This window comes from Qipengyuania algicola, from assembly GCF_042492175.1.
In the GTDB taxonomy this organism is placed as follows: Bacteria; Pseudomonadota; Alphaproteobacteria; order Sphingomonadales; family Sphingomonadaceae; genus CAJXSN01.
Map to the genome: position 1 here is coordinate 552,226 of NZ_CP170453.1, position 15,133 is coordinate 567,358.

Here is a 15,133-nt window from a genome sequence, read left to right on the forward strand (position 1 = left end):
GTGGCGGGCACTAGAATTCGCCCGCTTTGCGTGGCGGTTCGGTCTGGAAATGCCACGCGTCGCACGAGGTGGAAGCATCCTTGTGATGCATGGCGCGCTTCGCCAGCACTCCACCTAGAGACGCCGCTTTGCCTGCCTTCAATTGCGCGGTCATGCGCGCCACTGCCGAGCGATCGGGCGCTGCGCCAAAGTCTTTCAGGATCATCCGGACGACCTCGATCTCGATCAGGTCCGGATGGCCCCAGTGGAAGTAAACGCTCCCGTCGCCCTGCCGAAATGTGAACCGGTTGCGGACACTGATCGCGGTCTCCCTAATTGCATACTCAGCATCGGCCAAATGCCGCGCGCTGTGCGCCATGGCCAGCGGGTCCAGCCAATCCGCTTCGGCAATCGCTTTGCGGATACGCACGCGGTCGTAATGCTCGTCTTCGTTCGAGGGATCGCGCGCTGGAGCCAGCCCTGCGCCCGACACAATCTGCGCCAGCTCGGCCCGTCTCCAGCCCAATAGCGGGCGCACCAGTATTCCTTCCAGCGGGGGATCATTGACGCCGTACCAGCTTCGCGGACGCACGCCCGCCAGACCTTGCAGCCCCGCACCGCGATTAAGGCGCATCAGCAAAGTTTCCGCCTGATCATCAGCATGGTGAGCCGTGGCAATGGCGCCAATATTCTCGGCAGCCAGTGCAGCAAACATGGCATCGTAGCGTGCCCGCCGGGCCCGGTCTTGCAGATTGCCGGTGCCGAGATTGACCGTCAGCCTATGACAGGGAATGCCGAGATCGGCGCATATGCCGGCCACCAACTCCACTTCGTCCGCGCTTTCGGGCCGCAATTGGTGATCGACACTGGCCACGACAATCCGTCCGGGCAGCGCGGCATGGGCCAGCAGCAGCAGCGCTAGGCTGTCCGCCCCGCCCGATACGGCGAGGCCCAGATGGGTGCCGTCATGCTCCGGAGTGCGGTCTTCCAGCGGCCAGACGTCCAGCAGGTCGGCGCGAAACCGCTCGACCTGCCCGGCCGAGGGCGCAGTCACGTCAATTGGAACAGGTCACCTTGGCGCGGTTGGCCTCGTACTGGCTCTGCAAGCGGCCTGCTGCGACCGCCGGATAGCTCTCGCCAAATTCAGCGAGCGCGATGCAGGCGCGGTTGGTGTCGTTCATCGCGATCATCGCCTCGGCCAGATAAAGCAGGCTGTCGGGCGAGCGGGCCGCATTGCGGTCGGCCTGATAATTGTTGAGGAACCACGGCGCCGCTTCGCGCGGCTTGCCATCGTCGAGATAGGCCCGGCCCAGCAGATTGCGGCCATAGGTGGTGCGCCAATGGCTCGGATATTTCTCCACGAACATCGTCAACTGCTGCTGCGCTTCGGGGTAGAAGCCGGCGTTCCAGAGGCGGAAGCCGTAGGAATATTCGTCATCCGCTGCATCATCGGTTTTGGGTTTCGCGATGGCCTGCACTGCGGCGAGCCGGCTTGCACTGGGGCCACTGCTTGCCGCGGCGGGCGTAGCTGCCTGAGCGGGAGCAGCGGCGGAAGCACCGCCAGTCATCGCCAGAAGATTGTTACCTGAGGAAGATCCGGTGGTGGTGGAAGTCGAACTGGCCGGTGCCGGTGTCGGCGTTGGAGCAGAAGTGCCAGCGGCCGCGACAGCCGTGCCGCCACCTTCCAGCGCAGCCATCCGGGTATTCAGCCCCTGCAGCATATTGTTGTTCACTTCGACCTGACCCGTGAGGCTCTGCAGCGAGGCTTCCATGGCATCGAGCCGCGCCAGAATATCGGTGAGTGCGGTGGTCGAAGGCGTTCCGGCTGCCGCAGTGCTGGGCGCGGCGGTGCCGCCGATTTCCGGCTCGAAATAGCGGCCATCCCCGCCCGGGAACACGCGCCGTTGCAGCGCGCTCACTTCCGCTTCCAATTTGCGGATGCGCGCCTGTTCGTCGTTCTGCGCGAAGCTGGGGGTCGCAGGCACCAGCAATGCGGCCCCTACAGCGGCGGACATCAGGTGACGGGCGGCAATCTTCATGCGGGGGCTCCTGTGACTCATCTTTCGACCATGCCCGGGCGCGGTCGAACCACGAATGAACGAATGGGCGGATATGCCCTTTCAGGATTACGCAGCGTGCCGCCCGTGTCTATGGTTAATGGCCCGATATCCGTGGAAATGCGTGCGGCCAAGGGTCAGCCGCCACGCCGCGCGGGATTGCAGGGAATTACTGTCCGATTGCGGATGCCTCGCCTGCCCCGCCCGATTGCGCACGCGCCAGCAGCGCCTCTGCCGTGACCGGCACATCTTTCACAATCTCGTCCACTTCCGACAGCTTGGGCACCGATTGCCCGCCGACTGTGATCGCCAATGCAAACGGACGCCCGGTCCATACTTGCGGCCCCTCGGCATCCGCAGGAACTGTGTAGCGCTCTCCCTTGGCCATCTCCTTCTGCATCAACTGATCGCCATTGGCGTCGTAGAATTTGACCCACGTGTCCTCTTCCAGCGCAGTGAAGACCACAGCGCCGCCGGTCGGGCCGGCAGCGGTGCCTGCACCCTCACCGCGTGCGGCCATACGTTCTTCCAAAGCAGCGGCAGCGGCCTCGCGCTGTTGCTCTGCGGTCAGCAGCGAGCCAGGTCCGGACCCGGCGACGAAGTAGGTGCGGTAAAACAGGAAACCACCGGATACCAAAAGCGCGAGAGCCAGCACCGAAAGCAACGCCAAGCCGCGCGAGGGAACGCGGGTGGGATCGCCCGGCTCCAGCTTGCCTTCACGGGTCTCCGCGACGCGGCCGGTCTCTTCGACGCCCATTTCCTGACGTACCAGTTCGACAATTTCCTGCTGATCGAGATCAACAGTCTTGGCGTAAGTACGAGCGAAACCAACGGCGTAGGTTCTGCCGGGGAGCTGCGAAAATTCGCCCGCTTCAACCGTTTCCAGATGGCGTTCCGGGATACGGGTTTTGGCGGAGACTTGAGCGAGCGTCAGGCCCTGTGCTTCGCGGGCAGCATGCAGGCGTTCACCCGCTGTGCGCGGTTCGTCCGGCACGGCATCGGGACCGGGATCGCCGTCGTCCATCACGTCACCACCACTGACGTCACCATCCATATCTTCACCATCCGGCGTAGCGCCGTGGTCGGTTTCCTGAACCATGTTTTCCCCGTGGACCCGTTATTCTTTTGCCCTGTTCTCCGCCGCCGCCTGCCACCCTGTCAAGCGGGCATTTTGTCCGGCGTCGGAATTAATACGGTAACAGGTCAAACCTGTCGGAGTCCTGAGCAGGCTACCCTCAATCCACCTCGATTTCGCGTTCAGCCGCCCAATGGGTCAACTCGTCGCGGATGGAAGCCGGCGGCGCGGCGAGCCAGCCGGTCATGGCTGCCTCGATCTCTTTCAAATCCACCCGCCGGATCAATTCCTTGATCGGGCCGACGGACACAGGCGTGATCGACAGGCGGCGATAGCCCAGCCCCAGCAGCGCCAGAGCCTCCAGCCGCCGCCCGCCCATTTCACCGCACACGCCGATATCCACCGGGTGGCCCAGCGTCGATTGCGCAATCCGCTGCAGGAACCGCAGGACCGCAGGGCTCAGCCAATCGTAGCGCTCCGCCAATTTCGGGTTCGACCGGTCGGCAGCGAACAGGAACTGGGTCAGATCATTGGTGCCGACGGACAGGAACGACAGTTTCGGCATCAGCAGGTCGAGCACTTCGGCGAGCGAAGGCACCTCCAGCATCGCGCCGTAGGAAATGCTTTCCGGCAGCACTTTCTTCGACTTGCGGAAATACGCCACCTGGTCCTCGAACACCGCCTTCGCCGCGTCGAATTCCCATGGCTCGGACACCATCGGGAACATCACCGACAGGGGCCGGCCCGCGCTCGCCTCCAGCAATGCGCGCGCCTGCGCCTTCAGCAGCCCGCCGCGATCCAGCGCAAGCCGCAAGGCGCGCCAGCCCATGGCCGGGTTCTCGTCAGGGTCCACCGTATGGTCGATCAGATAGGGCACGGCTTTATCGCCGCCGATATCGACCGTGCGGAAGATCACCGGCTTGCCCTGCGCGGCATCCAGCACATCGCGGTAAAGCCGCGTCTGCCGCTCGCGCTGGGGCAGAGTGGCGGACACCAGAAACTGAAACTCCGTGCGAAACAGGCCAACCCCGTCGGCGCCGACCAGTGGCAGTGTGGCCATATCATCGCGCAAACCGGCATTCATCATCACCTGAATGCGCGTTCCGCAGCGGGTAAAAGGCTCCACATCGCGCAGGCCAGCATAGGTTGCCTGACGCTCCTTCGTTTTCGCAAAGCGCGCCTCGAACGCCTCGAGCAATGATGGTGCGGGGCGGACATGCGCCACACCGACTGTGGCATCGACCAGCAGTTGATCGCCTTCTGCGACAATTCCGCGAAGGCCCTGCACACGGCCAATCACCGGAATACCCATCGCCCGTGCGACGATCACGACATGCGCGGTGAGCGAGCCTTCTTCCAGCACCACGCCTTTTAAGCGCCGTCGGTCATATTCCAGCAATTCCGCCGGTCCCAGATTGCGAGCAATCAGAATGGCGTCCTTGCGAAGGCCCTGCGTCGCAGCGGTGCCCAACTGCCCCGACACGATCCGCAGCAGGCGATTGGAGAGGTCCTCCAGATCATGCATCCGGTCGGCCAGCAGCGGATCGTCAATCTCGCGCATCCGCATCCGCGTACGCTGCTGGACACGCTCGATCGCGGCCTCCGCCGTCAGGCCGCTGTCGATCGCTTCATTGATGCGGCGGCCCCACCCCTCGTCATAGGCGAACATCTTGTAGGTCTGCAGGACCTCTTCGTGTTCCCCGCCCGCCCCGAATTCGACATCGCGGGCCATGCCGTCGATCTGGTCGCGCATTTTGGCGAAGGCGCGGTAGACCCGCTGGCGCTCCACTTCGATATCGTCGGCCACCACCTGATCGATGGTGACACGGGGCTGGTGGAAGACCGCCACGCCGCTGGCCAATCCGCCCACAAGAGTGAGCCCGTTGACCGTTTGCGGACCGGTGGGCCGGTCATCCAGATCGGCCACGGCCTCGCCGTCCACCAGCTCTGCATTGGCGATCAGTTCCGACAGGACCATGGCGCATGTCTGCAGCGCCTCGATCTCGACGTCCTCATACCGGCGTGGTTCGACATGCTGCACATTGATCGCGCCGACTGCCCGTTCGCGGTAAACAATCGGCACACCGGCGAAGGAATGGAATTTCTCTTCGCCGGTTTCGGGCCGGTATTGGAAATCAGGGTGCGCCGTCGCCTCGGCAAGGTTGAGCGTTTCGTTGTTGTTGACGAGCGTTCCGGTCAGCCCCTCGCCCATCGCCATCCGGGTGATGTGCACAGCCTCTTTGTTGAGGCCGCGGGTCGCATACAGTTCCAGCATGCCTTCGCGCAGAAGGTAGATCGAGCAAACTTCGCTATCGAGCGTTTCCCCGACGATATCGACGACGCGATCGAGCTTGCCTTGCGCGTGCATGCGCGAGGCCATTACCTCGTGAAGGCGGGTCAGAATCTCGCGGGCGGATGCGGCAGCGCTCATAGATCAAAGCACCTACCGCATCGCGCGAATTTTGGGAAACGCCGGTTTGTTTCGGCGCTGAAAGCTAAAGCCCCTGAGACCCGTGTTAAGACGGCGCTCTATTGCGCGGCAATCGCTTCCTTGATGCGCAGCTTTTTTCGCTTGAGCTCTCGCAGGGCAGTCTCGTCAGGGGCCGGACGGTTCATTTCCGCAGCGATCTGGGCCTCGAGGCCGGCATGCTTGGACTGAAGCGCGTTGACGTGTGACGATGCCATGGATGTGCTCTCCTTCAAGTGAAAGCGACTCGCCCATCGCGGGCGCGCCGCGTAATTGCATACAATCATAAAGCAGGGCCTTTGCGAAGCCCTGACAAATACGGATGCGGCGGTTAAAGGCGTTTGCGCGACGAAGTGTTTTGCGTGCATATGCGCTGTCTGCGGGCACGTTAGGGAACGGATATGATGGGCGAGGCAGAACTGCGCAAATGGCTCGACACGCTGCGCACGGAGCACCGCGATCTGGATGCCGCCATCACCGCTCTGCAGGCCACCGGATCAACCGATCAGCTGCAAATCGCCCGGCTGAAAAAGCGCAAACTGCAATTGCGTGACAAGATCGCGATGGTCGAAGATCAGCTGATCCCCGATATAATTGCGTAGTTTGTTGCGCACCCCATCCGGGGTGCGATCTCCTCGCTCACACGCCTTTCAGGCGCGTCGCTGCGGGCGGCCGGTCGGCCTTTGCGGGGCCTCTCGGCCCCGGTCCGTTCCAAGCCATTGATATCGCTGCGGAGCACGGTCTGCGACCAGCAGGCCGCAAGGGCGACCGCCCGCCCACAGGGGCCCGTAGCGAAGCGGAGGAACAGCCCCGAGGACGCGCCCACAGATGTGGACGCATGAAACAAAATCTCCCGCACGAGAAAAATCTACAAACAAACACCCGCGCTCAAACACCTCCCCCTCCCCACTCCCTTCAAAACCGTTTCAACGCGGGACAGGCTCGGTCCCGTTGCGGGATATCCCGTTCGCGGGCCTTTCCAGCATCGCTGCACAGGCTTAGCGGCGGATACAAATGACGGGCGTAGGCAACATCAATCCAGCGATAATTGAATCGCTTTACGGAGAGGCGCTGGTGCTCGCCGATGATGTGCGTGCGGCGTTCGATCTGGCGCCTGCAAAGGAAACCGGCCTGCCGCGCGATCACTGGCGCATTGCGCTGTCGAGCGAGGGTTTGAAGGCCACCACCCGCGTGATGCATGTCCTGGCATGGCTATTGAACCAGCGGGCCTATCTGAAAGGCGATATGTCCGAGTTCCAGCTCCAGCGCACCGGCCATTTGCCGCCCGACCGTGCGCCCGATCCCGAATCGTTGATGATGCTGGAGCCGATGACGCGCGAACTGATTGTCGACACGACACGGCTGCATACGCGCGTCGCACGTCTCGATGCCGCTTGGCAGGCGGAACGCGCACAGCAAAATCCCGACGGGACCAGTGCAATCCACCGTCTGCGCGAGCGCCTCGGTCAGGCTGTCACCCGGCTTTAAGCACGGTTCAGGCTGCCGCGAGCGCCTTCTTCCAGCGGGCGAGCCGGGCATCGCGCACAGCATTCCCCATCGCCGGCTCAAAGCTGCGTACGCCGCCGCGCATGGCTTGAGCAGCGCTCGGCAAATCGGGATGCAGGCCGGCCCCCACCGATGCGGCAATTGCCGCGCCCAGTGCGGTTGTTTCGACGAAGTCAGGCCGCTCCACGGTTAGCCCCAGCATATTGGCCAGATCCTGCGCCATCCAGTCATTCGCGCTCATCCCGCCATCGATACGAAGGGTCTTCCACTCGGCTCCGTCGGCGGCGAAGGCCTGCGCCAGATCATGCGTCTGATGCGCCATCGCCTCCAGCGCCGCGCGCGCGATCTGCGCCTTGCCACTGGCAAAGCTGAGCCCGGCAATCACCCCGCGCGCATCGGCCCGCCAATGCGGCGCGCCCAGCCCCGCCAGCGCGGGCACGATCACCACTTCGCCGCTATCCTCGACCGAGCGGGCCAGCGCCTCCGTCTCCGCCGCACTGCCGATAATGCCCAGCGAATCGCGCAGCCACTGGACCAGACTGCCCGCGACAAAAACCGACCCCTCGATCGCATAGGTCCGCGCGCCGTCTTCCTGATACAGAACCGTGCCCAGCATGCGGTGGGTGGATCGGGGCGGCACCTGCCCGTTATTCGCCAGCACGAAGGCGCCAGTGCCATAGGTCGCCTTGGTTTCGCCATGCGCGAAGCAGCCTTGCCCGATAGTGGCCGATTGCTGGTCGCCGACCATGGCCGTTATCGGAATTGCCCGCCCGAACAGAGCCGCATCTGTCTCTGCCAGCGGGCCATGGGTATCGGTGACCCGCGGCAATGCGTCCGCAGGCACGCCGAGCAAATCGCACAGTGCGGGATCGAACTCCGCCCCTTCCAGCGGTAGCAGCAGCGTGCGGCTGGCATTGCTGGCATCGGAAATATGCGTGCCGCCGGAAAGCTTGGCGACCAGCCAGCTTTCCACGGTGCCGAGCGCCAACCGGTCCGCCTTGGCCGCTTCCGCCACAGCAGGCTCGTGATCGATCAGCCAGCGCATCTTGGTGCCGGAGAAATACGGGTCGAGCAGCAGGCCGGTGCTCTCTTGCACCGCCTCCTCATGACCGGCTTCGCGCAGCTCTGCGCAGAAATCCGCCGTGCGCCGGTCCTGCCAGACAATCGCGCGTGCGAGTGGCTCCAGCGTAACGCGATCCCACGCTACCACAGTCTCGCGCTGGTTGGTGATGCCGATGCAGGCGACCCGGTCAGCTCCGACCTTGCCCACCAGCTCCTTCGCGCAGGCCAGCGTGCGTTCCCATATCTCGCCCGCATCATGTTCCACCCAACCGGGCTGCGGGTAATGCTGCGTCAGTTCCTGCTGCGCAGTGCCGTGGACCTTACCATCGGCCCCGAACAGGATGGCGCGGGTGGAGGTGGTCCCCTCGTCCAGCACCAGAATGAGATCCGCCATAACTCTCCCCAAAACACGCAATTCCGTCCGCGGCGTGACATGGCGCAGCTTGGCCCCCATATGCAAGATCATGGCAGAAATACCGCCCAAACCGTGGCCCACCGGCCTTGTCGAACGCCCCGAGCCTCTGGTCGGGCGCGTGCTCGCGCCCAATCCTTCGCCCTACACCTTTACCGGCACCCAGACCTACATCGTCGGCACCGGTGACGCTGTGGCCGTAATCGATCCGGGGCCGGACGAGCCGGACCATATCGACGCTATCATCGCCGGGGTTGGCGAAGCCAAAATCGCCGCCATCATGTGCACCCACACCCACCGCGACCACTCGCCCGCTGCCGCGCCGCTGGCAGAGCGCACTGGCGCGCCCATTGTCGGCTGTGCACCGTTGGTGCTGGAGGGTGAGGGCCCGCGATTGGATGAAAGCTTTGACACCACCTATGCGCCCGACAGGGTGTTGGAGGATGGCGAGGCAATGACCGGTCCGGGCTGGACCCTGCGCGCGGTCCACACGCCCGGCCATACGTCGAACCATCTGTGCTTCGCGCTGGAGGAAACCGGCGCGCTGTTCACCGGCGACCACGTGATGGGCTGGTCCACCAGCGTGGTGGTGCCGCCCGATGGCGATATGGGTGATTACATGTCCAGTCTGGAGAAGCTCTATGCGCGGGAAGACCGCGTCTACTATGCAGCTCACGGCGCACCGATGGAAAAACCGCGCCAGCTGGTGCGCGGCATGATGGGCCACCGCCGCCAGCGCGAGAACCAGATCCTGCGCCTTCTGGGCGAGGCACCGCGCACTCTGCCTGAATTTATCCCGCTGATGTACAAAGGGCTGGACCCCCGTTTGGACAAGGCCGCACAGATGAGCGTAAGTGCACATCTGATCGATCTGGAACGTCGCGGCATGGTCAGCCGTTCGGATGAAACATGGCAAACGATCTGAAGACTTCCGAACCGACAGACACCAAATCCGCAAGTCTAGCCCGCGTGCAAGCAGTGCCGTGGTTGATAGTGATTGCGCTGATGGGGGCAGTCGCATGGCTGGGCTGGCGCGCTTTCTATTATCAGGAGGAAGGCGATCCGGTCGGCAGCGCCATGCTCGCTTTCGAGAAGCAGAATGCCCTCACCGTGTTCAGTTCGCGGTTCGAGGTCGTGGCGGAAAGCGAAGATACACGCGGCGTCTTGGGCGTGCCGATTTTGCAGTCGCGCCAAGCGACCATTGTCCCGGCAAGCGTGGAATACCGGCTCGACCTGTCCGGTATGGACCGCGATAATTTTGCATGGGACGCCGAGGGCGAAACGCTGACAGTGACGCTGCCACAGATCCAGACCAGCAAGCCCAATATCGACGAGGCACAGGCGCGGGTCTTTACCGAGGGCGCTTGGGTCACCCGCGATGCCTCGACCGATCTGGCGCGCAACAATTCGCAGCAGGCAGAGCGTAAGGCCAGCGCCTTTGCCAAGAACCCGGAAATTCTGGCTATGGCACGCGAGGCAGCGGTGGCTGCGGTGCAGCAAAACCTAGCCATCCCGATGCAGGTGGCGGGCTATGGCGATGTCAAAGTGGACGTGCGCTTTGAAGGGCAAAGCACCCCAGCCGGAAACTGAGCGGAAACAGGCAGTCACCAAAGGCGGGGTTGCCCTACCTACCCTTAATCTGGCAACAGCTTGCCAACGATAACCGGCGCAGCACGCCATACGCTGCGAGGAATTCGTGCCTGTTGCCATCCCGGCGGCGTGCGCGCCTGACGGGAAAGAGGGTCTATTTTGAGTACGCAACCGGCTGATAACGTCGCCCCTACCGATGCGATGGTCCCGCCCCTGTGCGATTTGCCAATCAATACGGCAGACAGCGGATTTTACCACGGGTTCAATAAGCTTGTGACGATCTCCGCCAAGGTGATCGTCGCAGCATTGATCCTGTGGGCGATCCTGTTTCCAGTCCATGCAAATGACACGCTGGCCCTCGCAAATGCTACACTGATCCGCGAATTTGCCGGGTGGTATGTCTATCTGGTCGCGTTCCTGATGTTGGTCGCGCTAGTGCTGGCTATCGTCCCGCAATCGGGATCCTTGCGCATCGGAGCACCCGGCGAAAAACCCGAATTCGGCCGCTTCTCGTGGTTCGCCATGCTGTTCGGTGCCGGGATCGGCATCGGTATGCTGACATATGCCACGGGCGAGCCGCTATCGCATTTCGGCACCAATCCCGACACCATTCGCGGCGTGGTCGAGCCGATGTCGGCAGAGACTATCCAGTCCGCCTATCGCTACACCTTCCTGCATTGGGGCTTTGCCGCCTGGGCGACTTACGCTCTGGTCGGGCTCGCGGTGGGGTACGTCGCCTATCGCCGCGGCTTGCCGCTGACCATCCGCTCGGGTCTTGCTCCGCTGTTCGGACTGCGCATGTCCGGCTTCTGGGGGCATCTGGTCGACCTGGTGGCGGTGGTGGCGACCATTCTGGGTGTCGCGGTCACGATGAGCCTGGGCGTGGAGCAATTCGTTGCTGGACTCAGCCGTCTGGGCCTAGGCGACTGGCTGCTGAATGAAGCGGGCACGGCTTCTGTCGCGGCGATTATCGTGGCGCTGATTGTGTTGGTCGGGGCCTCGACCCTCTCGGCGATTTCGGGCGTGGGGCGCGGAATCAAATGGCTCTCCAATCTCAACATGACACTCAGCTTCATCCTGCTGTCCGTCTTCCTCATTTTCGGATCGGGGATTGGCGGGGTCACGCTGCTGTTCACCTCGATCGCCGATTACCTTGTTTCTCTACCGGGCGACGCGCTCACTTTGTGGACAGCCGATGGCACCGAAACCGGCGATGCGCTTGCCCAGTGGCAGCTGGACTGGTCGGTCTTCTACTGGGCCTGGTGGATCGCCTTTGCGCCATTCGTGGGCATGTTCATTGCCCGTGTCTCGCGGGGCCGGACCATCCGTGAGTATGTTTTCGGAGTGGTTCTGGTGCCCTCCCTTATGTGCTTCATCTGGATGGCGCTGGCTGGCGGAACGGCCATCGAGCTGGTTCTTTCGGGCGCGGACGATGGTGCGATCATGGCAGCCACAATTTCGGACCAGCTCTACGCCACGCTGTCCAGCCTGTTCAGCTCCGGCATTGCCAGCCTGCTGTCGGGGCTCGTGGTCATACTGCTGATGACCTATCTCATCACCTCGGCCGACAGCGCGATCCTGATCGTCAACACGATCAACGGCGCGGGCGGCGAAGGGGAAGAAGGAACCGAACGGCGCCATCACATTCTGTTCTGGGGCGCTGCCATCGCGCTGGTTGTGGGCAGTATGCTGATCCTCGGGGGGATCGATGCGATCCGCATCACGATGATCATCGGCGCACTGCCATTCTCTGTAGTAGTCGCGCTGATGGCGGTCTCTATCCTGAAAGCGGTGATCTATGACGTGCGGCGCAAGCGTGACGGGGTGGAAACCCACTGCCCCGTGATTCTGGAAGAGGCCGCGGCCAAAGCCTCGTGAAGTCCAAGCCAAGTCGCGAATTTTCTTTTCATGACCCGCACTTGCCGAGCTACATCAGATCAACTAGATTAATATAAATAAAGATTTGCCATTATTATATATTACTAGACCTTCTGAAGGCTGCTTTTAAGACAATACGCCCCCTCTTGGCGATCATCAAAATTACAGAAGCCTGATACACAAAATCAACGCCCGCCCGAAATCCTGTTGTCATTTTACAACACACTGGCATTGATGCCGCTAATCTTAAGAACTGCGGTGGCCTACGCCGATTCTGCTTGTTAGCTGCCGTGTCACAGAACCGGAATCGTCAGAAATTCCGCCTTTTCATTTTGTCGCACGGCCTGGTTCGCAAATTTCGCGTGACCGCCACAGTCCACACAGGGAACACATCCATGAAATCTCTCCGCGCCAGCGTCTCGCTGGGCGTGCTTGCAGCCGTAACTGCCACGCCAGCCTTCGCCCAAGACGCCGCTTCTGAAACAACCGAAGCTCGTCAGGGCGGCGTCCAGACGATCGTCGTGACCGCAACCAAGCGCAGCGAAGACCTGCAGGACGTTGCCATTTCGGTAAACGCCATTGGTGCCGAAGCTCTCGACGAGCTGGGCGTTGCCACGTTCGACGATTACCTGGAGCAACTGCCCAGCGTCACAGCTGGCGGTTCCGGCCCGGGCCAAAGCACAATCTATGTGCGCGGCCTCGCCTCCACTACGCCCAACCTGACCACCGCCGGTGTTGCGGGCCTCGCCCCCAACGTCGCGCTGTATCTTGACGACCAGCCGCTGGCGCAGCCGGGACGTAACCTCGATGTCTACGCTGCCGACCTCGAGCGGATCGAAGTTCTGGCAGGTCCGCAAGGCACGCTGTTCGGCGCGAGCTCGCAGGCCGGTGTGGTCCGCCTGATCACTGCCAAGCCCGACCTGAGCGGCTTCGATGCCGGTTTCGATCTGGAAACGTCCTTCACCAAAGGCGGCGAAGCCAGCTACAAGGCCGAAGGCATGGTCAACGTGCCGGTGACCGACAGTGTCGGCCTGCGTTTCGTGGCCTATCTCGACGATCAGGGCGGCTATATCGACAATGTCGCAGGCGTCCGCTCCGCAGCCCGTAGCGCTCGCTTCCGCCCCGCGGGAACCGTCCGTCGCAACGGCGTACCAGTCAACACTCTTCGCGGCGGCTTCCAGGCCGGACAGGACCTTAGCGGTGTTCGCTTCCTGCGCACCCGCAATGACGGGCTGGTCGAGGAAGATTTCAACGACACACAATATGCCGGTTTCCGCGCCAGCGCGCGCTGGGAAATGACGCCCGACTGGCAGCTGACCGTCAGCCACGCGCGCCAGAGCGTCGAAAGCGACGGTGTGTTTTTTGCCGATCCGGAACTCGGTGGTCTCGACGGGCTGAATGTCCAGCGTTTCGAAGACGATGATCTGGAAGACGACTTCTCGAACACCAGCTGGACGGTCGAAGGCCGACTGGCGATGCTCGATATCGTCTACACCGGCGCCTACACCGATCGTCAGACCGAGCAGCGCGTCGATTATACCGACTACCTGTTTGTCGGCCAGTATCTGCCCTATTACATCTGTGACGGCAGCGTGACCTACCCCGGCACGGGCGTTGCACCGTCCGGCGTGTGTCAACCGCCGAACCTGTATGTCACCTCGGACAGCGAGACGACCGTGTTCACGCAGGAACTGCGCTTCAACACGCCTGCCGACGGGCGCTTCCGCGTAACCGCCGGTGCATTCTATTCCGATCTGGAACTGAAAGAGCGCAACGATTTTGCCTATCCCGGCAACGTTATCGCGCAGCCCTTTGGCCCGTTCAAACCGAACTTCCCGCAGGAAGGTTTCACCACCGAGCCCGGCCCGTTCCCGGCAGACACGATCTTCCGCAACGATATCCGCCGGACGGACGAGCAGTTCGGCCTGTTCGGTGAAGCCAGCTTCGACATCGTGCCCGATCTGCTGACGTTCACTTTCGGCGCGCGCTATTACAACATCGAAGTCGATTTCGAAGGCAGCGCCAACGGCTCGTTCTGCAACAGCTTCAGCGCGACCGACCAGAACGCGTTCGGTACGGATATCAACGATCTGTATGATGGCGACGGCCAGTTCACCTTTATCGGTAGCTGTAACCCGGCCCTGCGCCAGACGTTCAATGCCGGTGATACGATTGCCGACATTCAGGCCGCCGGTCTGTCGGCAGGTCAGGCCCAGCAGGTGTTCAACGCGCTGCAGGCACCGGACGTGGCGAAGGCCGAAGGCGCGATTTACAAGGGTACCATTACCCTGACGCCGACGCCGGACACGCTGTTCTACGCCACCTATTCGGAAGGCTTCCGTCCCGGATTGCTCAACCGTCCGGGTGGCGCGACCAATGGCGCGGGCTTCACCGTTCCGTTCGAGCTCGAAACCGACGAGGTGAAGAACTACGAACTGGGTGCAAAGCTCGACCTTCTGGACGGCCAGCTGCGCTTCAACGCGTCAGCCTTCTATGTCGATATCAGCCGCCTGCAGACGACGATCTTCGACCCCAGCATCACCAATCTGTTCTTCAGCGACAACGCTGCCGATGCAGAGATCAAGGGCGTCGAAGGGGAATTCACGGTCGCACCCTATGCGGTGCCCGGCCTGACCGTCACTGGCGCGTTCAGCTTCCTCGATACCGAGATTACCGAGGTTCTGACGCCGACCACCGATGTGATCGTGGGCAGCGATCTGGCCTATGCGCCCAGCTTCCAGGGCAATGCCCGCGCACGTTACGAGTGGTTCTCCGGCCCGCTGGAATATCACCTGCAAGCGCAGGCCACGCATTCGTCCAGCAAGAAGACCGACATCATCTCGATCAACACGATCGAGCTGGACAGCTACACCACGGTTGGCCTCTCCATGGGTGTCAAGAAGGACCAGTGGAACATCGAGCTGTTCGCCGACAACATCTTTGACGAACGCGCCGAAATTGCCGGCAACTTCATCAATGACCGCGAGCGGATTACGACCAACCGTCCGGCGACTGTCGGCATCCGGGTCGGCTTCGACTACTGATCGGTTCCCGCAAGGAACACGCGAAGCGGCGGGCGGGCGAACAGCCTTGCCCGCCGTTTTGCG

At 62.4% G+C, this 15,133-nt stretch carries 12 protein-coding genes; 6 read left to right on the forward strand and 6 right to left on the reverse strand.

Annotated elements, in window-relative coordinates; all coding sequences use genetic code 11:
* Positions 1 to 10 precede the first annotated feature (10 nt).
* The 5 genes from tilS to ACFCW2_RS02715 form a co-directional block, all read right to left on the reverse strand.
* Positions 11 to 1,033, reverse strand: a complete 1,023-nt coding sequence (gene tilS, locus ACFCW2_RS02695; RefSeq protein WP_379547996.1) for a tRNA lysidine(34) synthetase TilS — start codon at positions 1,031 to 1,033, stop codon at positions 11 to 13.
* A 1-nt stretch (position 1,034) separates the two neighbouring features.
* Complete coding sequence (locus ACFCW2_RS02700) at positions 1,035 to 2,018, reverse strand: tetratricopeptide repeat protein (protein WP_379547998.1); 984 nt, start codon at positions 2,016 to 2,018, stop codon at positions 1,035 to 1,037.
* Between the two features lie 187 nt (positions 2,019 to 2,205).
* On the reverse strand, positions 2,206 to 3,135 hold the full coding sequence (locus tag ACFCW2_RS02705; protein WP_379548000.1) for a helix-turn-helix domain-containing protein: 930 nt from the start codon (positions 3,133 to 3,135) through the stop codon (positions 2,206 to 2,208).
* A gap of 136 nt (positions 3,136 to 3,271) precedes the next feature.
* Positions 3,272 to 5,542 carry a phosphoenolpyruvate--protein phosphotransferase gene (gene ptsP / locus ACFCW2_RS02710; RefSeq protein WP_379548002.1) on the reverse strand — a complete coding sequence of 757 codons (2,271 nt, stop codon included), beginning with the start codon at positions 5,540 to 5,542 and terminating at the stop codon, positions 3,272 to 3,274.
* 98 nt (positions 5,543 to 5,640) lie between these two features.
* Entirely contained in the window at positions 5,641 to 5,796 is a 156-nt protein-coding gene (locus tag ACFCW2_RS02715; protein ID WP_379548004.1) for a YdcH family protein, read from the reverse strand.
* A 186-nt stretch (positions 5,797 to 5,982) separates the two neighbouring features.
* Here ACFCW2_RS02715 and ACFCW2_RS02720 point away from each other — a divergent pair, with 186 nt between their 5' ends.
* Entirely contained in the window at positions 5,983 to 6,180 is a 198-nt protein-coding gene (locus ACFCW2_RS02720; RefSeq protein ID WP_379548911.1) for a YdcH family protein, read from the forward strand.
* Positions 6,181 to 6,592: 412 nt separating this feature from the next.
* A complete protein-coding gene (locus tag ACFCW2_RS02725) occupies positions 6,593 to 7,066 on the forward strand; it encodes a DUF1465 family protein (RefSeq protein WP_379548006.1) in 474 nt (157 codons plus the stop codon).
* Between the two features lie 7 nt (positions 7,067 to 7,073).
* On the opposite strand, the gene ACFCW2_RS02730 is transcribed toward ACFCW2_RS02725, so the two are convergent.
* Positions 7,074 to 8,540, reverse strand: a complete 1,467-nt coding sequence (locus tag ACFCW2_RS02730; protein WP_379548008.1) for a glycerol kinase — start codon at positions 8,538 to 8,540, stop codon at positions 7,074 to 7,076.
* Between the two features lie 70 nt (positions 8,541 to 8,610).
* On the opposite strand from ACFCW2_RS02730, the gene ACFCW2_RS02735 reads away from it, so the two are divergent.
* The 4 genes from ACFCW2_RS02735 to ACFCW2_RS02750 all read left to right on the forward strand — a co-directional run bounded on the left by ACFCW2_RS02735 (position 8,611) and on the right by ACFCW2_RS02750 (position 15,070).
* Entirely contained in the window at positions 8,611 to 9,483 is an 873-nt protein-coding gene (locus ACFCW2_RS02735; RefSeq protein WP_379548010.1) for an MBL fold metallo-hydrolase, read from the forward strand.
* On the forward strand, positions 9,468 to 10,148 hold the full coding sequence (locus ACFCW2_RS02740) for a DUF4230 domain-containing protein (protein ID WP_379548011.1): 681 nt from the start codon (positions 9,468 to 9,470) through the stop codon (positions 10,146 to 10,148). The genes ACFCW2_RS02735 and ACFCW2_RS02740 overlap by 16 nt, the downstream gene beginning before the upstream one ends.
* Positions 10,149 to 10,307: 159 nt before the next feature.
* Positions 10,308 to 12,026, forward strand: coding sequence for a BCCT family transporter (locus ACFCW2_RS02745; protein ID WP_379548012.1), 1,719 nt, complete (start codon positions 10,308 to 10,310; stop codon positions 12,024 to 12,026).
* Between the two features lie 395 nt (positions 12,027 to 12,421).
* Positions 12,422 to 15,070: a TonB-dependent receptor gene (locus ACFCW2_RS02750; protein ID WP_379548013.1), complete on the forward strand. Its 2,649-nt coding sequence runs from the start codon at positions 12,422 to 12,424 to the stop codon at positions 15,068 to 15,070.
* The last annotated feature ends 63 nt before the right edge of the window (positions 15,071 to 15,133 follow it).

Coding starts and splice junctions, on each gene's coding strand:
- ACFCW2_RS02750 (WP_379548013.1), top strand. CDS start 12,422: ATGAAATCTCTCCGCGCCAGCGTCTCGCTGGGCGTGCTTGCAGCCGTA.
- ACFCW2_RS02735 (WP_379548010.1), top strand. CDS start 8,611: ATGGCAGAAATACCGCCCAAACCGTGGCCCACCGGCCTTGTCGAACGC.
- ACFCW2_RS02705 (WP_379548000.1), bottom strand. CDS start 3,135: ATGGTTCAGGAAACCGACCACGGCGCTACGCCGGATGGTGAAGATATG.
- ACFCW2_RS02715 (WP_379548004.1), bottom strand. CDS start 5,796: ATGGCATCGTCACACGTCAACGCGCTTCAGTCCAAGCATGCCGGCCTC.
- ptsP (WP_379548002.1), bottom strand. CDS start 5,542: ATGAGCGCTGCCGCATCCGCCCGCGAGATTCTGACCCGCCTTCACGAG.
- ACFCW2_RS02700 (WP_379547998.1), bottom strand. CDS start 2,018: ATGAAGATTGCCGCCCGTCACCTGATGTCCGCCGCTGTAGGGGCCGCA.
- ACFCW2_RS02730 (WP_379548008.1), bottom strand. CDS start 8,540: ATGGCGGATCTCATTCTGGTGCTGGACGAGGGGACCACCTCCACCCGC.
- ACFCW2_RS02740 (WP_379548011.1), top strand. CDS start 9,468: ATGGCAAACGATCTGAAGACTTCCGAACCGACAGACACCAAATCCGCA.
- ACFCW2_RS02720 (WP_379548911.1), top strand. CDS start 5,983: ATGGGCGAGGCAGAACTGCGCAAATGGCTCGACACGCTGCGCACGGAG.
- ACFCW2_RS02725 (WP_379548006.1), top strand. CDS start 6,593: ATGACGGGCGTAGGCAACATCAATCCAGCGATAATTGAATCGCTTTAC.